The sequence below is a fragment of the Bacillus sp. FSL R5-0447 genome, assembly GCF_038606125.1.
Classification (GTDB): Bacteria; Bacillota; Bacilli; order Bacillales; family Bacillaceae; genus Bacillus; species Bacillus velezensis.
In genome coordinates this window covers 1,453,129-1,472,763 of the sequence record NZ_CP152012.1, presented here as the reverse complement: position 1 = coordinate 1,472,763, position 19,635 = coordinate 1,453,129, and the positions used below count along the sequence as shown (strand labels likewise).

General features: G+C 44.1%; 22 protein-coding genes, 1 pseudogene and 1 riboswitch. Of the genes and pseudogenes, 3 read left to right on the top strand and 20 right to left on the bottom strand.

The window, feature by feature from the left end; translation table 11 throughout:
- Positions 1–199: 199 nt before the first annotated feature.
- Together glcT and NYE68_RS07740 are read right to left on the bottom strand one after the other, a co-directional pair.
- A complete protein-coding gene (gene glcT / locus NYE68_RS07745; RefSeq protein WP_012117426.1) occupies positions 200–1,066 on the bottom strand; it encodes a ptsGHI operon transcription antiterminator GlcT in 867 nt (288 codons plus the stop codon).
- Between the two features lie 50 nt (positions 1,067–1,116).
- Positions 1,117–2,082: a LacI family DNA-binding transcriptional regulator gene (locus tag NYE68_RS07740; RefSeq protein WP_015417354.1), complete on the bottom strand. Its 966-nt coding sequence runs from the start codon at positions 2,080–2,082 to the stop codon at positions 1,117–1,119.
- 97 nt (positions 2,083–2,179) lie between these two features.
- Here NYE68_RS07740 and NYE68_RS07735 point away from each other — a divergent pair, with 97 nt between their 5' ends.
- Positions 2,180–2,305, top strand: a complete 126-nt coding sequence (locus tag NYE68_RS07735) for a hypothetical protein (protein WP_014721086.1) — start codon at positions 2,180–2,182, stop codon at positions 2,303–2,305.
- 57 nt (positions 2,306–2,362) lie between these two features.
- Here the strand turns inward: NYE68_RS07735 and NYE68_RS07730 are convergent, their stop codons facing one another.
- From NYE68_RS07730 to NYE68_RS07705, 6 genes are all read right to left on the bottom strand, one after another.
- Positions 2,363–3,457: a Xaa-Pro peptidase family protein gene (locus NYE68_RS07730; protein WP_324635916.1), complete on the bottom strand. Its 1,095-nt coding sequence runs from the start codon at positions 3,455–3,457 to the stop codon at positions 2,363–2,365.
- Positions 3,458–3,570: 113 nt separating this feature from the next.
- Positions 3,571–5,484 carry a heavy metal translocating P-type ATPase gene (locus NYE68_RS07725; protein WP_053573384.1) on the bottom strand — a complete coding sequence of 638 codons (1,914 nt, stop codon included), beginning with the start codon at positions 5,482–5,484 and terminating at the stop codon, positions 3,571–3,573.
- Positions 5,485–5,726: 242 nt separating this feature from the next.
- Entirely contained in the window at positions 5,727–6,221 is a 495-nt protein-coding gene (gene stoA, locus NYE68_RS07720) for an endospore biogenesis thiol-disulfide oxidoreductase StoA (RefSeq protein WP_007409594.1), read from the bottom strand.
- Positions 6,222–6,283: 62 nt separating this feature from the next.
- Entirely contained in the window at positions 6,284–7,624 is a 1,341-nt protein-coding gene (locus tag NYE68_RS07715) for a polysaccharide biosynthesis protein (protein WP_007409593.1), read from the bottom strand.
- A gap of 115 nt (positions 7,625–7,739) precedes the next feature.
- Positions 7,740–8,363, bottom strand: a complete 624-nt coding sequence (locus NYE68_RS07710) for a cell wall hydrolase (protein ID WP_015417352.1) — start codon at positions 8,361–8,363, stop codon at positions 7,740–7,742.
- Positions 8,364–8,638: 275 nt separating this feature from the next.
- Positions 8,639–8,833, bottom strand: a complete 195-nt coding sequence (locus tag NYE68_RS07705; protein WP_007409591.1) for a hypothetical protein — start codon at positions 8,831–8,833, stop codon at positions 8,639–8,641.
- Positions 8,834–8,996: 163 nt separating this feature from the next.
- On the opposite strand from NYE68_RS07705, the gene NYE68_RS07700 reads away from it, so the two are divergent.
- On the top strand, positions 8,997–9,182 hold the full coding sequence (locus tag NYE68_RS07700; protein ID WP_003154669.1) for a YkvS family protein: 186 nt from the start codon (positions 8,997–8,999) through the stop codon (positions 9,180–9,182).
- Positions 9,183–9,254: 72 nt separating this feature from the next.
- On the opposite strand, the gene NYE68_RS07695 is transcribed toward NYE68_RS07700, so the two are convergent.
- The 6 genes and pseudogenes from NYE68_RS07695 to NYE68_RS07670 all read right to left on the bottom strand — a co-directional run bounded on the left by NYE68_RS07695 (position 9,255) and on the right by NYE68_RS07670 (position 13,829).
- Positions 9,255–9,530 carry a DUF3219 family protein gene (locus NYE68_RS07695; RefSeq protein WP_015417351.1) on the bottom strand — a complete coding sequence of 92 codons (276 nt, stop codon included), beginning with the start codon at positions 9,528–9,530 and terminating at the stop codon, positions 9,255–9,257.
- 414 nt (positions 9,531–9,944) lie between these two features.
- On the bottom strand, positions 9,945–10,880 hold the full coding sequence (locus tag NYE68_RS07690) for a glycosyl hydrolase family 18 protein (protein ID WP_053573383.1): 936 nt from the start codon (positions 10,878–10,880) through the stop codon (positions 9,945–9,947).
- A gap of 96 nt (positions 10,881–10,976) precedes the next feature.
- On the bottom strand, positions 10,977–11,204 hold the full coding sequence (locus NYE68_RS07685) for a LysM peptidoglycan-binding domain-containing protein (RefSeq protein ID WP_039062980.1): 228 nt from the start codon (positions 11,202–11,204) through the stop codon (positions 10,977–10,979).
- Between the two features lie 15 nt (positions 11,205–11,219).
- Positions 11,220–12,419 (bottom strand): spore protein YkvP, encoded by a 1,200-nt coding sequence (ykvP, locus tag NYE68_RS07680; protein WP_053573382.1) that lies wholly within the window; start codon positions 12,417–12,419, stop codon positions 11,220–11,222.
- Between the two features lie 316 nt (positions 12,420–12,735).
- Positions 12,736–12,947, bottom strand: a pseudogene (locus NYE68_RS07675) (NADPH-dependent 7-cyano-7-deazaguanine reductase QueF); the annotation flags it as partial.
- Between the two features lie 135 nt (positions 12,948–13,082).
- A complete protein-coding gene (locus tag NYE68_RS07670) occupies positions 13,083–13,829 on the bottom strand; it encodes a glucose 1-dehydrogenase (RefSeq protein WP_015417347.1) in 747 nt (248 codons plus the stop codon).
- Between the two features lie 168 nt (positions 13,830–13,997).
- On the opposite strand from NYE68_RS07670, the gene NYE68_RS07665 reads away from it, so the two are divergent.
- Entirely contained in the window at positions 13,998–14,354 is a 357-nt protein-coding gene (locus NYE68_RS07665) for a winged helix-turn-helix transcriptional regulator (protein WP_015417346.1), read from the top strand.
- Between the two features lie 419 nt (positions 14,355–14,773).
- Here the strand turns inward: NYE68_RS07665 and queF are convergent, their stop codons facing one another.
- The 6 genes from queF to NYE68_RS07635 form a co-directional block, all read right to left on the bottom strand.
- On the bottom strand, positions 14,774–15,268 hold the full coding sequence (gene queF / locus NYE68_RS07660) for a preQ(1) synthase (RefSeq protein ID WP_003154673.1): 495 nt from the start codon (positions 15,266–15,268) through the stop codon (positions 14,774–14,776).
- A gap of 17 nt (positions 15,269–15,285) precedes the next feature.
- Positions 15,286–16,017: a 7-carboxy-7-deazaguanine synthase QueE gene (gene queE / locus NYE68_RS07655; RefSeq protein WP_003154676.1), complete on the bottom strand. Its 732-nt coding sequence runs from the start codon at positions 16,015–16,017 to the stop codon at positions 15,286–15,288.
- A complete protein-coding gene (gene queD / locus NYE68_RS07650) occupies positions 16,010–16,450 on the bottom strand; it encodes a 6-carboxytetrahydropterin synthase QueD (protein WP_003154678.1) in 441 nt (146 codons plus the stop codon). The genes queE and queD overlap by 8 nt, the downstream gene beginning before the upstream one ends.
- Positions 16,451–17,110 carry a 7-cyano-7-deazaguanine synthase QueC gene (gene queC / locus NYE68_RS07645; RefSeq protein WP_003154679.1) on the bottom strand — a complete coding sequence of 220 codons (660 nt, stop codon included), beginning with the start codon at positions 17,108–17,110 and terminating at the stop codon, positions 16,451–16,453.
- Positions 17,111–17,206: 96 nt separating this feature from the next.
- A riboswitch (PreQ1 riboswitch) is annotated at positions 17,207–17,251 on the bottom strand.
- Between the two features lie 108 nt (positions 17,252–17,359).
- On the bottom strand, positions 17,360–18,481 hold the full coding sequence (locus NYE68_RS07640; RefSeq protein ID WP_324635917.1) for a hypothetical protein: 1,122 nt from the start codon (positions 18,479–18,481) through the stop codon (positions 17,360–17,362).
- Positions 18,482–18,578: 97 nt separating this feature from the next.
- A complete protein-coding gene (locus NYE68_RS07635) occupies positions 18,579–19,616 on the bottom strand; it encodes a hypothetical protein (RefSeq protein WP_109566902.1) in 1,038 nt (345 codons plus the stop codon).
- Between the last annotated feature and the right edge of the window lie 19 nt (positions 19,617–19,635).

Genomic DNA, 19,635 nt, shown 5'->3' with positions numbered 1-19,635 from the left:
ACCTTACAGCGAAAATTCATGACAACGAATTCACTGGCGCAAGTCTTCAGTTTAACCGTTTACATTTGCCCTTTTACACAACAAAAAAGGCATGAGTAAAAAGGGTGTGCAAAATAACGGGACCGTTCTTCCCGTTTTTTACCCTCAATCACTCATGCCTGATCGAATCAGTGACACGTTTTTAAGGTTTCAACTGAAATTATGAAATTTTATTGGTTAATCGGTACAAATGAAGCGTGAGATAAACCGCTTCCGCCTCATGAACTGGTTTTTTCAGTATTTGCTGCAAGATTTTTATCAGTTTCCAAGCAGTATTGTAGCATAGCGGGTATTCATTTTTCAATAATAACATTAACTTTTCTGGTTCTTTTGTCTGCTCTTCCCGATTAATCCTGTCTATGGTAAATCTGATATGCCGGATCAGCCGCAAATAGTGGACGCTTTCTTTATTCACTTTCATCTGGAAAGATTCCTCAATCACCTGAACGAGCCGGGACATCAGCTGTGAATGCTGATTGACCTCTGAAAGGGGCCGATTCGTCAGGGCGGAGTGGATATGCAGAGCGATAAATCCGATCTCTCCTTCCGGAAGGCAGATTCCCGTCTTTTCATTAATCATGCCGACGACTTCACGGGCAATTTGGAATTCTTCCGGATAAAGCGTTTCGGTTTCCATGAGAAACGGGTTTTTAATGTCAAAACCCTGCTGCAGCCGCTTTACCGCAAAGGCGATATGGTCAGTCAGCGCAATATGGATATGCTCATTTAACGGTTGGCTTGTCCGCTTCTTGATATGATAAATGACGTCATTGGAGATGTCGACAAGTGTCTCGTCCACATAACCGAGGAGCTTTTTAAATTGTTTTTGTTCTTTTTCATCCTTTAAGATGAACATCTTGTCATACCCTTTATCTTCAATGACATCCGCTTGTTTTTTTCCAAAGCCGATCCCTTTTCCGATTAAGACGACCTCACTGTATCTATCATGTGTTGCGATGAGCACATTGTTATTTAATACCTTTTCAACTGTAAAGGACCCCTTCATGATCCTCAGCTCCTTTGTCATTCAATACCTCATATCGTACAAAACGAACGGAAAGCGCGTCAATTCTTTTTTTAGACGGTTGATCGTTCAATAAGGCGGTAATCAAGAACTTTCCTTGCCGGAGGCCCGCCGCTGATCCGGTTCTCAAGCATGTGAAAAGCCTGCTTTCCCATTTCTTTTGTTTGTATATCTATTGTGGAAATACCTAACATCTTGCTGATATCATGATTGTCGATGCTCAAAATCGCAAGCTCTTCCGGGATGCGCGTCCCGTTTGCCTTGGCTTCAAGGTAAAGACCTGCGGATACTTGATCATTCGCCGCAAACAGCGCAGTCGGTTTGTCATCCCAGCTCTTCCATCTATGAAAAAGGGCTTTCCCGTCAAGCAGCGTCAGCGCCTTTTCCACAACCAGCTCTTCCCTGTAAGGCTGCCCGATCTTCTTCAGCGCCTCTTTGTATGCGGCAATGCGTACTTGACTGTTTTTTCCCTTTTTTCTGGCCAGGCTGATCGCTATTTTCCGGTGTCCCTTTTCTATCAGATAATCCAGACCGTGCCGAAATGCTTCCCGATGCGGATTACTGATGGAGGAAAGCCCTGCCGCATCAGTGTACTGGCAGAGGATGAGCGGTTCTTTCACGGTAAGCAGATGTTCATCAGGAATTGCTTTGGAGCAGATAATCAGGCCGTCCACTTGGCGCTCCTGTAACTGTGATAAGGCAAAACGTTCTTTTTGCTGCTGATAATCTGTCTGGTATAAAGAAAGATGCACGCCTGACGCTTCGGCAGCCTCGGCAATACCTGCAACAAGGTCCGCAAAATACGGAAGATTCACCGACGGAAGCACAACGCCGATCATATCGGAAAAACCTTTGGATAAATGCACAGCATGAATGTTGCGCGTATATCCGAGCGATTGCATCGCTTTTTTCACTCTTTCTCTTTTGTCCTTACTTACATAAGGATGATCGTTTAATACTCTTGAAACCGTTGTAACGGAAACCCCGGCAGCGCCGGCAATGTCTCTGATCGTAGCCATGGCGTCCCCCTTTCTTTTTTCCCTTGATCTGGAATGCGTTTCATACAGTAAGCTAGAAACAGAAACAGCCTATTCGTTTGAAAGGAGAAGAACAGCGATGGGGATTCTTTGCTTAATCGGTTTGTGTCTCGCCATAGTCGGCGGCAGTTATCTTGCCATGCGGCCCCTGAATGAAAAGCATGACATCAAACCATTTCAGCATTTTGATGATTTTTTCATTTAAAAGGTGATAAAAAAGGACGCTGCGTACCAGAACCGTCCTTTTTTATCACAAAGCTTTTTATTTCAGAATCGTTAATTCTTTCGGATACTGCGTTAATGCTTCGGCGCCGTCTTTTGTGACGAACACATCGTCTTCAATGCGCACGCCGCCGACATCCGGCACGTAAATCCCCGGTTCTATCGTGTATACCATGCCTTCTTTGAGGAGTGTGTCGTTCGCGCTGCTCATTGATGGATATTCGTGAACCGAAATCCCGAGTCCGTGGCCGAGGCGGTGCGGGAAATAGTCTCCGTATCCGGCTTTTTCAATAATGCCGCGGGCTTTTAAATCGAGATCGCCGATTCTGACGCCTGGTTTGCTTAATTGAAGCGCCGCCTGTTCAGCTTTAAGCACCGTTTCGTAAATCTCTTCCTGTTTCGGGCTGATTGATTGGTATGCGAATGTTCTCGTAATGTCTGAACAGTAGCCGTCAAGAATAACGCCCAGATCAAACAGAACGAAATCGCCTTTTTTCAACCGGTCTGCACCCGGATTCCCATGGGGCTGGCCTGATTTTTCCCCGAACAGCACCATCGTTGAAAATGACATGCCCTGCACGCCTTTTTTCTTAAGCTCAAACTCAATCTGCGCGAGTACTTCGGTTTCACTCACACCCTCTTTGAGCGCCGCAACACCGACTCCAACTCCGTAATCCGCGAGCTTTGCCGCTTCCCTGAGAATGCTGATTTCCTTCTCATCTTTCACGAGACGGAATTGGTTGAGCGTTTCTTCTGCCGAAACAAATGCCGCGCCCCCTGAAGCTTGTTTGAGCTGTTCTGAGCGGGAAAGAGAGATCGAATCCTTTTCAACCGCGATGGAATCAAGCCGCACATTTCGTTTTGTGAGCTCGGCTTTGATCAGCTCCCACGGATCTTCGTGATCGCCGTAGCCGATAATATCATGCTCCCACCCGGCGTTGCGGGCTTGTCCGGCTTCCATTCCCGGACAAACGAAAAACGGCTCCTGTTCCTGAAACAGGAACAATCCCATTAACCGCTCATGCGGATCCGTGTAAAAATCAGTTAAATAAAATACGTTTTCCTTTGTATGTATAAACGCCGCATCATGTCCTTCTTTTTTCAGCCAAGATGAAACACGTTCTAATCTGTTCATTTTTTGCTTTTCCTCCTTACCAAAGTGACTCTTTATTCATTCTATCAGTTTTCTGGCGTTTATGCTGTGAACGAACATTTAAAAAACAGCCGCCCGATGTGCGGCTGTCATGTTTATTTTAATAATCTCAGTCCGTTCAGAATGACCAGAATCGTGCTCCCCTCATGCCCGATCACGCCAAAGGGCAGTTCCATCACCTGCAGAAAGTTAGCGCAGATCAAAAGGCAGATGACCGAGAGCGAGAAAACAATATTCTGCTTAATAATCCGGTTCATTTTCCTTGAGAGTCTGCACATTTTCACAAGCTTGTGAAGATCATTTTTCATAAGGACTAAGTCAGCCGTTTCAAGGGCCACGTCCGTCCCCCCGCCCATCGCAATACCGACGTCAGCGGTTTTCAGAGCGGGCGCGTCATTAATGCCGTCCCCCACCATGGCGATTGTGCCGTACGTTTCTTTCAGCTTCTTCACTTCTTTTGCCTTTTGGTCCGGCAGACAATCGGCAACAACCGTCGTCATGCCCGCCTCTTTTGCAATGGCAGCCGCAGTTTCAGACTGATCGCCGGTGAGCATGGCTGTTTTAATGCCCAGTGATTCAAGCTCAGCCATCACGGCTTTGGCTTCAGGTCGGATTTGATCCTTTAAGGCGAAGCAGCCCGCAATCCGGTCATCTTTTTTAACAAAGACCAGTGTAAAACCTTTATCCTTTAATTCTTTTCCCGATGTTTGCAAAAAAGCATCTGCCGCATCTTCACCTGCAAACCCCGCTTTTCCGACCATCCATTTGACGCCTTCTATTTCAGCCTGAACACCGAATCCGGACGTCTCGTCAATCGATAGATGTCCTGCGGGCGCGGCGCCCCGGCTTTCGGCAAATTCAGCTATCGCTTTTGCAAGCGGGTGGCTTGATTGCTTTTCCATCGCATACACCGCCTGCATGATCTCATCTTCACTCACATGTTCCGCAGCTTGAAATGCCGCGACTGCCGGCTGTCCCTTAGTGACCGTGCCGGTTTTGTCAAATGCGATCATCCGTACGCTTCCCAGCTGCTCTAAAAACACACTTCCTTTAACCAATAATCCGTTGCGGGCCCCATTTGAGATAAGGGAAAGCGCAGCGGGCATAATAGAAGCGACAAGCGCGCACGGGGAGGCGACCACCATAAACACCATCGCCCGGTAAAAGGTTTCACTCCAGCTCCAGCCTAAAGCGAAATGAGGAATGAATAAAAGCAAAGCCACGGCTAACAGCACGCCTTTGACATAGACACTTTCGAACCGCTCAATAAATGCCTGAGCCGGTGACACGCTGTTTTGGGCTGATTCCACCAGCCGGATGATTTTTCTGAATAAAGACTGTTCATTTGTTTTCGTCACACGGACCGTTAAGGAGCCGTTTCCGTTTACCGTCCCTGTAAACACAGAATCTCCGGCTGTTTTTTCCGCCGGCATCGCTTCACCCGTAAGCGCCGATTCATCGAGGCTCGTCACGCCAGACTCAATGATCCCGTCTGCTGCTACGCGTTCGCCCGGCTTAATGACGATCATGTCACCGATCTTAAGTTCAGCAGCCGGCACCCGCTTTTCCCGTCCCTCCGCAAGCAGTGTCGCTTCCTCCGGTTCCAGTTTCATTAAAGATGTTAAATCACGGCTGCTTTTATTCATCGTATATGTTTCGAGCGCGCCGCTTAACGAAAAAATAAAGATAAGAACAGCGCCTTCAGCCCAATAACCGATCAGGGCGGAGCCGACAGCCGCAAAAATCATCAGCAGTTCCACATTTAACGCCTTCGTCTCAATGGTATCCTCAATTCCCTCTTTCGCTTTTGCAAATCCCCCGATCAGGAAGGCAAGGATATACAAAGTGACGGACAGGCCTTTTGTTTCGGTAAAAAACCAGGCCGCAAGAATAAGGACGCCGGATACGAGCGCCGCAATGAGTTCTGCATGCTGGAGCCACTTTTTTCCCGCCCGCTCTTCTTGTATGTGCTGTTGTGAATGGGTTTGTGTCATCACTTGTTCATTCATTATGAATTCTCCTCTCTAATTGAGAACGCAAATCATCTTCAATTCCCCGATAAAAGCAAAACAGCCGCCTGACAGGCAGCATTTTCACAGTGTTATCGCAGTGTTTTCTTTATTATAGCATGCCGGCGGAAGATTTCAATTATAATTGTTTTAATTTCTTTTTGATAATAATTATCATTAGCGTTTCTTCAGCTGTTCATTATATGCAAAAAAGGTGCTGGAGGAATTCCTCCAGCACCTTTTTATTTCTCTGACCATTCTTTTAATTGTGAGGCGGTCATCGGACCGACGATCTTTTTTTCGATTTCTCCTTTTTCATTCAGCAGAAATGACGTGGGAATCGTCATGACATCGTATTCCTTCATAAGCTCGCCTTTCGTGTCAAGAACAATCGGGAAAGTGAGATGGTGCTGACTGACAAAGTTTTGAACGGTATTTTTGTTTCGCTCGGCATTCATCAAATTTACCGTTACAAGGCTTACATCATCGGACTGATGCTGTTCATAATACGTTTGGAACTGAGGCAGTTCTTTTTTGCACGGCGGACACCACGATGTCCAAAAATGCAAAATCGTTTTCTGCCCTTTATTCGGAATCGATATCTCGTCTCCTTCAATCGTCTTCATCAGAAACACGGCGGGAACTGCCTGTTTTTCTGATGAGGCTTTTGCTTCAGGCATCCAGACGGCGGCAGCTATCAAAAGGACTGCACATACAATTAGGCGGTTTTTATGCATATGATCTTCCTTTCACGCGTTTCGGATAGCTTGCCCTTCCTTATTGAAATGTATCAGCCTTTTCAGCTTTCGATCCGGGGCGCTGTTCTTCCGCCGCCCGTCAAAAACACGGAGACACCGAGGTCTTTGCAGATCGTCGCGTAATGTAAACTTGTCAGAAGAATCATGCCGGTATTCATGCCGAGTATAATGCCGAGCATTTGCAATTCCGGCATAGAACCGAGCACATACATCATCGAAAGCCCTACAATGCTGCTCCATACGTTATGATAAAACGCCGTTTTCACGTGGCCGATACCGATCAGACAGGCCTGAAGCGGCATCACAAACAGATGAAAAAGAAAAAACGGCCACAAAAGCTGCAAATAATACTGCGCTTCCGGAGACTGAAAAAACAAATGGGTCAGCGGGCCCGCGAACTGAAACATGACCCAGACTGCCGGAATGCCGTAGCCGAATGTAATAAAAATCGCTTGTCTCAGCCGTTTCAGCACAATATCATATTGGGACAGCGCATACGCTTCTGAAATGCTGGGAATCATGACGACCATCAGCGAATGGGCGATAAATGCGGGAAACGAACCGATTGTCATCGCAACACCGGCAAGCATGCCGTATTGATCAATCGCGGCTGTCCCGGCTGCCCCGGACGCCAGCAGCGCTCCTTTCACTAAAAAGGGTTCAATGGCATTCGTCACCGCATGAAATATACGAAGTCCCGTTGTCGGGATCGATACGGCCAGGAGGCGTTTCCGCACGTCCTTGCCGCGAAGATGAATGTGCTGATGGCCGGAAAGCGCCCTCCTCGCCAAAATAAACTGCGTATACAAGTAAACGAACACCACGACATCGCTTGCGACCAGCACAAATAATGAAATGAGCACGGCCATATCAATTTCAAAAGAGTACCATTGAAAAAAGATAAACAGACAAAGCACTTGAATGATTTTTTTCATGACATTCGCAACCGCGATTTTTCCCATTTGCTGCACACCCATAAAATAACCTCTGGCGATGGATGTAAAAGCGACGACTGGAATCAGCCCGATGACAATCCCTTTAATAAACGGGTGATACGTATCGAATACAGGAATGAACGGCAGCGCGATGCTTGCGGCCGCGGTTGAAAACGCGGTAAAAACGGCGGTCATTCTGAAGGCATGCCGGAGCATGCTTTCATGCAGCTTCTGATTGGATTCCGCGATGAATTTTGAAATGGAGATCGGAAGCTCCAGACTGGCGATGACGATAATCAAAAAAATGGTGGGCAGAATGCTCATGTAAAGTCCCATCCCATGCTCGCCAAGCTCCCGCGCCAGTATCATATTCACGACAAATTCCAGACATTCCGCGAAAAAGGCGGCGATGGATAAAAGAATGATCCCTTTCACAAATCGATTCATGGTGTCTCTCCTTGTCTCTCGTTCTTCCATCATCATATGAGACAAGTTCTGAAAATATTTTCGATTTCTCAAAATTGAAAAAAGCATAGCCGGGATATTTTTTATCCCGCTATGCTTACATCGCAAATACGTGTCTGCCGATCCGTTCGATAATTTTTCGGGAACGGATCCAGTGGTCAGATGCCGTTTTCGGATTGTAGAAAAACAACGCGTCCGTTTCTCTTCCCGGATGGTCAAGCGCCTCATTTGCGGCGGCGATGGAATCCTTATCCGGCTTTTGATTAATGCTTCCGTTTGCTACCGGTTCAAATGCATTCCTTTGATAGATCACACCCCGAATGGTATCCGGGAAGCCGTTTTTTTCAGTACGGTTCAGCACTACGCTGGCTACCGCAACCTTCCCTTTATAAGATTCACCTTTCGCTTCTGCGTGAACGAGACGTGACAGAAGTTGTCTGTCAGCGCGGGAATACGTTTTTTTCGGCGGCTGATAAGCCGTCTCTTCCGGTTTTGCCTTCTTCTCTTGGTGAGATGACAGCTTTATCGGTTGGATAGAATGCTTATGATCCGTTTTTGAAAGCTTCGGAACCGAGCTTTTTTTATTTAAATCAGCAACCAGTGTGCTGGGTTCTTGCTTTGGCTTCTTCGCAAAAGTAAACAGAGCTTCTGTATGTTCAATTTTTGATGCAGGCATAAAACATAGAAAAAAGACAGCCAAGGCAGCAAATTTTGTCGTCATACGATTTCCTCCTTAAATACTTCACTACCTTAACAAGAGCTGTGCGCAAATTCACGGTTAAAGATTTTCCAGTGCTCCCAATCAGCTTTTATGATGGAAGAAGTTCGTTAACAGCCTTGTTATTGGCAGGAAAACAGCCGTCATTTTCACAACATTAACCAAATAGCAGTAAAAGTATCCATCGGAGGGATTTTACATTTTGTTTACATCTGTTACAGCAAGATGAAATGAGAAACCAAAAAACAAAAAAAAGACTCCTCAAGTGTGAGGAGCCGTCAGCTTCTTGGCTGTTCTAAATACTGAAATACAACATCTCCGCCCTGCTGTGCAATACCGCGGAAATGCTTAAAATCTTCCTGCTTCGATAAAACTGCTCGAAATGCAAGAAAATGTTCTTTCTGCACCCTGAATTCTTTGATTTCACCGGTGCGCATTTGGTTGATACATTCTGAAATTTCCTCAGGCAGCAACGAACACAGCCTCCTTTTCTCGGCTTTTTCCCGAAAATCAATATACCATCTTTCCCCCGCCGGGACAATGATTGAGCGGGCTGATACCCATATCGCTTTACTTCTTAAAGAAAATACTGCAAAATATTTTCAAACAGGATTTATGATAAAGGAGAGGAAGCTCGTGAAAATTGCTAAGGTTGGAAACGTCATTGAATTTAAAAACGGATTAACCGGTATTGTTGAAAAAGTAAATGAAAACTCCGTCATCGTTGATGTAACCATCATGGATAATTATCGTGACCTTGAATTAGATTCCCTCACTGTCGTCAACCATAAGAATTATAAAATCATCAGAGACTCCTATTAACCCCCCCGAACAATCCGAACCATTTACATATCCCGCACAAAAGCTGCCGCCCGGCAGCTTTTTCAAATGAATTCAGATCTCGGTCATTTCTACAAAAAAATCATCGGTCTCATCTTTATTGTAAAGATTAGTGACGGATGTATAGTAGTTGGTTATTTTACCGCGGAATTCAAGCCCACGCTTGGGTGCCTTGATGTCAAATGTTTTTTCATACAAAAGGACGGCAATATCATGATACGTTTCAGAGGTCACCTTCAATATAAATGAAATCATGCGGCCGTTTTCACCCGCACTTTCTTTACAATCATACATTTTCAGTCTTACACCGTTTAACTCTAACGGCTCCATAACGAACACTCCTTCTTTTTACAGGACATGCTATCATGCTGACCATTCCTTTACAATTGATCCGCTCCGAATGAGAAAAAACAGCGCAGGCCTTTACAAACGTATGTTCCCTATTTTATAATGAAACAGACGAGCTGCCATCCAGCACCCGTCTTTTCATTAGAAAGCGGCGAGTGGAATTCCCCCCGGATTCGCTCGTCTTTTTTATGTAAAACCCCCTCATTTCTGAGGAGAAACTATATGGTCGATTATCAACAAGTCATGGTTCTCCACGTACCTTGGCGCCTTGAATTTCCCCATCTTTTAATGAGAGTGGTCAATCAATTCTCATCATGTTTTTTAGATAAACCAGCATCCATTCAGGATAGAGATTCATTGCAATTATCTTCGAATTTTGCTTTGAACTATAAATCATTATATATTTTTAAACACTGTATTCCAGACTGACGCATCCTCTTGTCCAAGACTCCAGCTGCCAAGACCTTTCAGATTATATTTTTGAGCGAGTTTTATTTTTGCTCTGAGTGACTGTTCATTTTCAAACCATAATGTATATGTTCCCGAAGGCAACAGCCCCTTGTTATCGTGATTGACAGTAAAAATAGCTTTTGGAGATTGACTCTTTGTGTCAAAAATAATTGTCCCGTTATGCCTTTTTACTAATGAGTCAACAAGGTAAAGGGGAATGGCTTGAGAGGCAGATTGGCCTTTCATCCAACAGCGGCCATAGAATGGCAATCCTAAAACTAGTTTTTTAGGAGAGATTTTTTGGGTCAGAGCATATTGAATGGACTTTTCCACCCATCCTACACTTGCAGTAGGTCCAGCAAGGTGGCTTTCATCGTAGGCCATAATCATAAGGTAATCTGCATATTTAGCTAAATACTCGTAATCATATGATCCGTGCCAGCCCTTTGTCCAGCCAAAAGGATTTGCCGCCACTGCAACTGATACTTCTTTATGTCTAGGAATACTTTCTCTTACCAATCTAACAAAATCTGTAAATGAATTCCGATCTTTTTCTGTAAGGTTTTCTATATCGATATTAACTCCGTCCAAATCCAGTTCTTCTATTGCATGAGAAATTTGTTTAGCTAAAAGAACTCGGTTCATTAATGAAAATCGTCCCAAATCCTGATCCCAATGATTGCTTAGAAAAGGAACTACTTTTAATTTTCTTCTATGAAGAGCTTTAATCACATCGGGATTAGCTGAACGGAGAAGTAATGATCCATCTTTTCTGATATAGAAAAAATCAGGAGACACAACATTTAATACTCCGTTCGTTTGATCAACGTGTTGAATAAAATCCCATCCTAATCCAGAATAGAAATAGCTCATTTGAAACATCTCATAACCCCTTCATCCCCAAAAATATCAAGTTCCCCACAAATAAAAAAATGAGGATTGTCAGTTCAATTTGATTCGTTTCCGAAACCTCAAAAATTATCTTTCTCTTATCTTTATAATTTGTCCAGGATAAATTCTATCTGAAGAAAGCTTATTAAGATTCATAAGTTGTTGTACCGGGATATTGAAGGATTTAGAAATCGTCCATAATGTATCGCCGGATTCCACATGATATACTTCGTATGTTACGGGAAATTCCATATAACGAGGCGTTCTTTTTACTTTATTCGCTTGATTTCTTATTTTAGGTATTTTCCCCTTCATTCATATTACTCTCCTTTAGAAAAATTTGTTATCAATATTTCTAAACAGTTTCGCTCTAATCTTAATGATTTGTCCAGCATATATTTGATCTGATTTGAAATGATTAAGCTCCATGAGTTGCTGCAAAGAAACATTATACTTCCTGGCAATTATTGATAATGTTTCACCGGGAGTAACATGATGGATCACGTATTTTTCTTTGAGAACATCTACATAATGAATGGTTTCCCCTAAGTTTCTTATAATTCCTCTGCTTTTTAGCACCTCAAGCATTCTCTCGGCTCTATGCCGATAGGAATCATTCTTTACAGCCTTTTTACCGTTTATCTGAATCTTTTTTCTCTCGCTATCATGATTCAAATAGTATTTAACCTTTTCCAATGTTTCTTTTGAGGAGGAAGAAACGATGAGATCGCGGCCAGGTTTGAATTTACCTCGAACTGCTGGTGTATCCGATGTCAATAAAACCCCCCCGGAACCAAGAATCTCATAGGTGCGTTGCGTAAGTTGGCTTTCACAGTTTTGCAAACCGATAACGACTTTTGCTGAACTGTAGACTTTATATGCTTCAGTATAATCAAGGTATCCATGGATCCAATTGCGGGGAATTTCTCTTCCTATATATTTACTCATTTTTTCCCAGTTTCTCCCCCAAAAATCAATGCGAATACCCTTCCGTATAAGAGGACGAATAAGCGTTTTTAAAGAGGACGAACGGAACACTTCCGGATGTTCTTCAAGAAAATTAGGGTAAGCATTAGCCACCACTGCTATATCACAACTGTATTTTGCTAATGGTTTAATCTGGTGATGTATACTTTCGTGAAATGCAAAGTCTAAGTGAGCTGCTTTAATCCCCATGCTTTCATAAGTTTTACACAGAGAAGGCGTAACCGTGAAAACAAAATCTGGTTTCACCTTTTTAATTAACGGGATAGTAAAGTTTTGAGTGTGCAGCGGGTCTTCAGTTGCCCAATAAACGAGAGGGATATTCACCTTTTTAGTAGCGTTGCGAATCCAGGCCTGCTTTTCCCTTGAATGCTCTGGTGTCCATCCCATAGATACTATTAGATCTGGTTTAAATTCGTCTATCATTTCAGTGATATTTTCCCGACTTACAGGACCGGAAATCATTACGGTATGTCCTGCTTCCCTAAACCCATTTGGTAAACCATAGAGCCACATGGGATGACTCTCGAGGAAAAGAATTTTCACACATTTTCGCCCTCTCTTTCACTTTTTAATGTCTACTTTATTGGTATGTAGAAGAGAAATAATTTGTCGCGGTACCAGTCTATAAAAAATGTTCAAGTGCAAGATAACGTGATTGGATATGGATGCCCCACAAAAAAAGAAAGCAATCTACAACATATTTTCCTTTGATTTTGTTAGCCTTTCTGCCAAAATACTTTCGTTAATAAATTGTTTTTGTGCTTAAAAGAAAAAGACGTACACATTTGTACGTCTTACATTACCTCTGCAATAGCAATTTATTTGCATAAAAGTCATAATAGGCACGCTTTTATAGTGATTAACGATTATCAATCGTCTCCGGATACATATCATGATTCATCATCCGTTGTTCGGCCATTTTTCATATTTTGTTCCCGGTCTGCCGTAGTTTGTATACGGGTCAATGGAGATTCCGCCTCTAGGCGTGAATTTGTCCCATACTTCAATGTAACGGGGGTCCATTAATTCGATCAAATCATTCATGATGATGTTCATGCAGTCCTCGTGGAAGAAAAGGCAGGTCAAAGTCTTGTCCCATAAGTACTTGCTCTAGCATTAATCATGAAGTCACACCAATTTCACACCTTACCAAACGATTGATTTTAACCTTTTTTGGGGACTATTTGTAATCTCTGCGCAGTGAAATTATACCTGTGCTAGCCCGCCATCTACGAACAATTCAACACCCGTCAAGTAACTGCTTTCGTCTGAAGCAAGGAAAGATACAGCGTTTGCTACTTCTTCAGGTGTCCCAACTTTTCCAGCTGGAACAGTATTTCTGGCATTTTCCATTGCTCCTTCAAGTGCATCACCAAAAAGCTCATCGTATGCAGGTGTAAGAATAGCTCCTGGACTCACCACATTTACACGGATTTCAGTACCTTTTAGGTCAAGAATCCAGTTGCGAACCAGTGCTCTTAATGCTGCTTTAGAAGCTCCATATACACTAAACGCTGGGTTGCCAATTGATCCAGCAGTAGAGCCCGTTACAATAATAGAACCTACTTTGTCCGGGAATAGTGATAACGCTTTTTGAACAGTAAAGATGGTTCCTTTAACGTTAATGTCGAACGTTCTATCAACCTGCTCTTCAGTAATTTCACCTAATGGAAGGAAGTTGCCGATGCCTGCATTAGCAAAAAGAATGTCCAACTTACCTTTTTCCTGCTTTATCATGTCATATAGTTTGTCTAAGTCTTCAAGCTTAGAAATATCACCTTGAACACCGGTTACGTTCTTGCCAATTTGGTTAACAGCTTTATCAAGTTCGTTTTGTCTGCGTCCCGTGATATAAACATATGCACCTTCGTTTACAAATTTTTGTGCTGCAGCAAGACCAATCCCACTTGTTCCACCCGTTACAAGCGCTATTTTACCTTCAAATTTACCCATACTTAACACTCCTTTAGAATTCATATTATTTTATGTCTAGTACCTTTAAGTACTTGAAGAACAACTTACAAGATATAGTATCCTTCAGTAAGCACATTATCGGAAGTACCCACTTTTTTGTGATATAGTAACTAAAAAGTAATAAATGTGGAATGGAGAGCTTTAGACATGAAAAAATTTAGCTGTGGGTTTGAAGTGACAAAGGAAGTCATTGGCGGAAAATGGAAAGGACTTGTATTATACTTTTTAATGAATGGACCAAAGAGAACGAGTGAATTAAAGCGCATGATCCCAAATATAACTCAGAAAATGCTGATTCAAACACTTAGAGAGCTTGAAGCCAGTGGACTTGTGAGCAGAAAGATGTATAATCAAGTACCGCCGAAGGTTGAATATTCATCCACTGAACTTGGAGAATCTCTTAAACCTATCTTGCAGGAGCTCTGTCAATGGGGAAGCCATTATGCGGAGCAAGAGTATGCAGAAGGTGAATATGAAATTGTACAACCAGAACAACTAAAGTGAGGATTGATGTAGCTGCTGAAGTAAATACTTCAATACCATCACCTAACAGATGAAGAACAGTCAGAAATAAATGAGATATTCAATTTTGAAAGTGAAGTTCTAATAAGAAGTGTCACGGACTATATTCAGGAAAACTTTGATGAAATTCAAAAAAGAGCTGTTTCAAATGTTAAAGAGAAGGTTCAGAAACTTAGCCAAAAAATAAATGAAAATATTGATAATAATATTTAATGCCTATGATCTTTAGATAGGCATTTTTTCTTTCGGATAAAAAAGAAAAGACGTACAAATTGTACGCCTTAATCTGCTTCTGTACTATCAATTTTCCACTGCATAAAAGTCACAGTTCAGGTTGCACCTCAGGTCACACTTTTATTGAGCTTAGTGCGGGTCACACTCCGTATCACACAACGGAATAATTACCGATTATCAATCGTCTCCGGGTACATATCATGATTCATCATCCGATGTTCGGCCATTTTTTCATATTTTGTTCCCGGTCTGCCGTAGTTTGTATACGGGTCAATCGAGATTCCGCCTCTTGGCGTAAATTTGCCCCATACTTCAATGTAGCGGGGGTCCATTAATTCGATCAAATCATTCATGATGATGTTCATGCAGTCCTCGTGGAAATCTCCGTGGTTGCGGAAGCTGAAAAGATACAGCTTCAGCGATTTGCTTTCCACCATTTTTTCGTCCGGAATATAGCTGATGTAGATGGTTGCAAAATCCGGCTGTCCCGTTTTCGGACAAAGCGACGTAAATTCCGGGCAGTTGAATTTAACGAAATAATCACGGTTCACGTGTTTATTCGGAAATGATTCCAAAACCTCCGGCGCATATTCAAATAAATAGTTTGTCCCTTGATTCCCCAGGAGCGTAACTCCTTCTAATTCTGATTCTTTTCTTGTCATATAAATCTCCCTTTCTATTAAACTCCCCGTTTATTGCCCCAAAGCAATGTATGCAGCTGAGGCAGGACTCTGACGAGATTCAGATCCGAATCGGCAGAAACCTTATCAACAAGTGTTTCGTATTTTCCGAGCAGATGTGCGATCAATGCCCGGTCGTCCGTCGTATGGACGTTATCGTTTCCGACCTGAAGGTAAAACGGAATATTCGGATACCGCTTGTGCACGGTTTTCGCAAATTGCAGATCTTCATCATTAAAAATGACGACCTTTAAGCTGACCGCGTTAAGCCTTTCTGCCGCATCAAGCGAAGACACAATGTGATCGAGCTTTGCAAAATCGGTTGTCATCCCCGAACTTGGCGGCTTCGGTGAAATCGTCAGGTCGTTAATCATTGTGAACCAATCCTGATAGACCGTTCCCTGCGTTTCTAAAGCGGCGCGCACCCCGTGCTCTTTCAGCAGCAAAATCAGCGCGTCAAGCTGCTTTAACAGCGCCGGGTTTCCTCCTGAGATGGTGACATGAGAAAAGGCGTCTCCGCCGATTTCTCTCAGCTCGCGGTAAATGTCTTCCGCTGTCATCCAGCGGATATCTTTTTTGGCTGAGCCGTCCCATGTAAAAGCGGAGTCGCACCAGCTGCAGGAGTAGTCGCAGCCCGCCGTGCGGACGAACATGGTTTTCTGGCCGATAACCATGCCCTCCCCTTGTATCGTCGGTCCGAAAATTTCTAATACCGGAATTCCTTTAGCCATTCCTATCACCTTTTTTCGGGCGGTATACGCAATAGCTTGTCGGGGTTTCCCTGACAAAAACCTGCACGCAGACCGGCTGATTCTCCAGTGTTTCGAGGTAGGACTGCACCTTATCATAAATCGTTTTGGCCACGACCTCGGTCGTCGGCAGTGAATATCTGTCATCATCAGAAAATTCCTCATGGTCATTCAGCAATGTATGGTCATAAGCGCCGTGCACCAATTTCTTCAGCACGCTGAAATTCACGAGAAAGCCTGAATCGTCCAGTTCATCCCCCGCAACGGTAATATTTACTGTATACGTGTGCCCGTGGACTCTGCTGCACGCTCCTGCGCTTTCGCGGGGAATAAAGTGCGCGGCTGAAATGTGCATGTCCTTATTTAACTCAAACGAATAAGGATGCTGAACCTGCGGGTAAATTTGAGAAAGCAATTAGTTCCGCTCTCCTTTCATTTTCATATATTCATCATATCCTTTATTGCGGAGCAGGCATGCCGGGCATTCGCCGCATCCGTCCGCAATGATGCCATTATAGCAAGTCAGTGTATTATTCTTTACAAAATCAAGCGCGCCGAGCTCATCCGCAAGTTTCCACGTTTCTGCTTTGTTCAGCCACATAAGCGGCGTATGAATGACGAACGGCTTTTCCATCGCCAAATTGACGGTGACATTGCAGGATTTGACAAACTCGTCACGGCAGTCCGGGTAGCCGCTGAAATCAGTCTCGCAAACACCGGTAATAATGTGGCGCGCACCGATTTGATATGCAAGAATCGATGCAAAGGATAAAAATACAAGGTTGCGTCCCGGTACAAAGGTTGTCGGCAATTCCCCGTCCTTCGCTTCAATTTCGATATCATCTCTTGTCAGCGCATTCGGCGCAAGCTGATTTAAAAGAGACATATCAAGCAAGTGGTTTTTGACACCGAGCTTTTCGGCAATCGATTTTGCCACATCGATTTCTTCTTGGTGACGCTGATTATAATGGAATGTAACAGTTTCCACTTCTTCAAAGTTTTGCAAAGCCCATAATAAACAAGTCGTGCTGTCTTGGCCTCCGCTGAACACCACAACCGCTTTTTCTTTTTTCATGTCTTTCTCTCCCTTATCTATCATTCCATAAAAAAAGCGCCTTTTTCGGAGAAGGCGCCCTAAAAAACATAAAAAAACCGTATCCAAGGATACAGCTCGTCCTTAGTTTTTTATAGAGGGTGTAGCTAGAACCTCTCCCGCATCAATACGGATTTTCTTCTTTTTTCACTTTTGCTATCATACCATAATGTTGTTTCCCGTGACAATAAAAAAACAGCCTGAACCCTGTGTCAGGCTGCAAAAGCGGGTTTAAACCCCGCGTTTCTTCCCCGGAAATACCATCAGCGCAATCCCGATCAGAACAAATAAAGCAGGCCAGAAAACAGAAACCGGAATGATCGGCTGATACGTCATCATAAAGCAAAGTGCTGTCAAGGTCAGCACCGCAACCGGAATGAGCAGCGCCTTCTGTTTCCCGCCGAACAGCCACAGCTCAAATAAACCGAATGCCGTTGCCAACAGGTAAACAGGCCATGTCACATCGGAGTAGGACCAATTGGTTGCCGTTTCAAAGACAAACAAGATCCCCGTAATCAATAAGATGCCGCCCGGTACGAGAAGCCCCGCGTTTTTGACAGGTTTCGGGCCGAAAATCGGAATGTGAAAAGCGGCGCCCAGCAACAGAATGAGAGCGGGCCAGCCGCGTTCGCTGATGACTTCATTTGCATTGGTGAATATGCCGAAAATGCCCGCGGCGCACAGAACCGCCGCAGCAGTCAAAAGCCCTCTTTGCCTTCTGCCGAACAGCCAGGCTTCAAACAGCCCGAATGCAACGGCAAAGAGGTAGACAGGCGATGTCACATTTGCGTATGTCCAATCCGTCAGCGTTTCAAACCATAACAAGCCGCCCGTCACAAGCAAAATGCCGCCCGGAATAAGAAGGCCCGATCTTTTTTTCGGCTGCATAAAGGCAGCGGCGTGAAACAAAAGCGCGGCTGCGATGATCAAAAGCGGCCACAGCCCCGTCATCAGCATTCCGGCAAAGCATAGTGCTCCCGCGGCTGTCAGGATGAAAGCAGGAATCAATACGCCGATCTTTCTCCCGCCGAAATACCACAGCTCAAACAGACCGAGAGCAGGCGCCCATATATAAACAGGCCACGTCACGCCTGAATACGTCCATCCCGTTGCGGTCTCAAAACAAAACAGGCAGCCCAGCACAAGAAACATACCGCCGGGAACGAGCAGTCCCGCCTGTTCAGTCGTTTTTTTCGCAAAAATAAATCCGGCGTGAAATCCTGCGGACATTATAATGAAAAGAAACGGCCACGCCGAACCTGCGGATAGATGAATAACTCCCGCCTTCTGTAAAAAAAATACAATTCCGATACAAATAAAAATAAATCCCAATAATACACGTCGATCCTTCATCTCTTACTCCTCCCCATCATTTCCCAATTCATTATACAGAAATGGCAGGAAAAAAGAAGGGGAATTCCCAAAAAATACAGACATTTTCCTTATATCCTTATTTTTCTTTCGGGATTTTTTTGCAAATCAATGCGCCGATGAAAGCGAGGCTCACATACCCAAACACCGGATAAACGGTGGAAATCAGCTGCCCGTAACCGATTTGGCTGATAATGAAAGCAAACGCCAAAATGCCGCCGTAAATATATGTACTTTTTATACGAAGAAAACTGTTTAATTGTTTTTCCAATCCGTATAAATTGCCGATAACCGACGTAAACACTTCCCCGAAAATAATAAACAAATAAATGATATGAAGCGAACGCGAATACGAATAGACGACTTGAGCCATCGGAATGTCAAACTCCAGCACATCCGGCAGCACCGATAATGATAAGAAGCTCGCGGCAAGCACCAGTGTCAACAGAACGCCGCCTAAATAAGCTCCCCTTCTGATCACCTTCTCTGAAGACATTTCGTTCGCAAGCGGCACAAGGACGGCTTGGGCGAGCGATAAATTTAACGCGCCGTAAGAGACGGCGGACAAAAGCCAGTTCCACTTGTCAGGCCATACCCATTCGTCCGCGTTTCTCGTGCTTGTAAATACAAATGAATCAGCTGTCACGATAAAAGAGAAAGAAATTAAAAGCGGCACAACCAATATATTGACGCCGACCACACCTTTAACACCGCTTGTCATGACGGCAAGGCTCAGTACGATCGTCAGAAGGATCCCCGCTTGTGCGGGCCAGCCAAGCTGTTCATGAAACAGCGCTCCAGCTCCGGACAGCATGACAGAGGTCACTCCCAGCAATATAAACATCATAAACATGTTCACGGCGCGGCCGATGGACTGGCCGAATAAATATGTGTTCAATTCCTGATAAGATGCTGCATGAATCCGTTTGGAGATGATCATGATTTTGGCGCCTAAATATGTAAACATCAGACCGCTTACCACGATACCGAACAGACCGATCCAGCCGAACTTCAGAAAAAACTCAACGATTTCCCGTCCCGTGGCAAAACCGGCTCCTACAACCGTGCCTACGTATACAAATGCAAGCTGACTTGCAGAACCTTTTGTTTGTCCCATTTCACCCTCCGGCTAAGCG

Bases quoted from the DNA above. Each gene is read 5' to 3' on its own strand.
- glcT (WP_012117426.1), bottom strand. From the start codon at position 1,066: ATGACAAAGGAGCTGAGGATCATGAAGGGGTCCTTTACAGTTGAAAAG.
- NYE68_RS07740 (WP_015417354.1), bottom strand. From the start codon at position 2,082: ATGGCTACGATCAGAGACATTGCCGGCGCTGCCGGGGTTTCCGTTACA.
- NYE68_RS07735 (WP_014721086.1), top strand. From the start codon at position 2,180: ATGGGGATTCTTTGCTTAATCGGTTTGTGTCTCGCCATAGTCGGCGGC.
- NYE68_RS07730 (WP_324635916.1), bottom strand. From the start codon at position 3,457: ATGAACAGATTAGAACGTGTTTCATCTTGGCTGAAAAAAGAAGGACAT.
- NYE68_RS07725 (WP_053573384.1), bottom strand. From the start codon at position 5,484: ATGAATGAACAAGTGATGACACAAACCCATTCACAACAGCACATACAA.
- stoA (WP_007409594.1), bottom strand. From the start codon at position 6,221: ATGCATAAAAACCGCCTAATTGTATGTGCAGTCCTTTTGATAGCTGCC.
- NYE68_RS07715 (WP_007409593.1), bottom strand. From the start codon at position 7,624: ATGAATCGATTTGTGAAAGGGATCATTCTTTTATCCATCGCCGCCTTT.
- NYE68_RS07710 (WP_015417352.1), bottom strand. From the start codon at position 8,363: ATGACGACAAAATTTGCTGCCTTGGCTGTCTTTTTTCTATGTTTTATG.
- NYE68_RS07695 (WP_015417351.1), bottom strand. From the start codon at position 9,530: ATGGAGCCGTTAGAGTTAAACGGTGTAAGACTGAAAATGTATGATTGT.
- NYE68_RS07690 (WP_053573383.1), bottom strand. From the start codon at position 10,880: ATGTTTCAAATGAGCTATTTCTATTCTGGATTAGGATGGGATTTTATT.
- NYE68_RS07685 (WP_039062980.1), bottom strand. From the start codon at position 11,204: ATGAAGGGGAAAATACCTAAAATAAGAAATCAAGCGAATAAAGTAAAA.
- NYE68_RS07670 (WP_015417347.1), bottom strand. From the start codon at position 13,829: ATGGGTAAATTTGAAGGTAAAATAGCGCTTGTAACGGGTGGAACAAGT.
- NYE68_RS07665 (WP_015417346.1), top strand. From the start codon at position 13,998: ATGAAAAAATTTAGCTGTGGGTTTGAAGTGACAAAGGAAGTCATTGGC.
- queF (WP_003154673.1), bottom strand. From the start codon at position 15,268: ATGACAAGAAAAGAATCAGAATTAGAAGGAGTTACGCTCCTGGGGAAT.
- queE (WP_003154676.1), bottom strand. From the start codon at position 16,017: ATGGCTAAAGGAATTCCGGTATTAGAAATTTTCGGACCGACGATACAA.
- queC (WP_003154679.1), bottom strand. From the start codon at position 17,110: ATGAAAAAAGAAAAAGCGGTTGTGGTGTTCAGCGGAGGCCAAGACAGC.
- NYE68_RS07640 (WP_324635917.1), bottom strand. From the start codon at position 18,481: ATGAAGGATCGACGTGTATTATTGGGATTTATTTTTATTTGTATCGGA.
- NYE68_RS07635 (WP_109566902.1), bottom strand. From the start codon at position 19,616: ATGGGACAAACAAAAGGTTCTGCAAGTCAGCTTGCATTTGTATACGTA.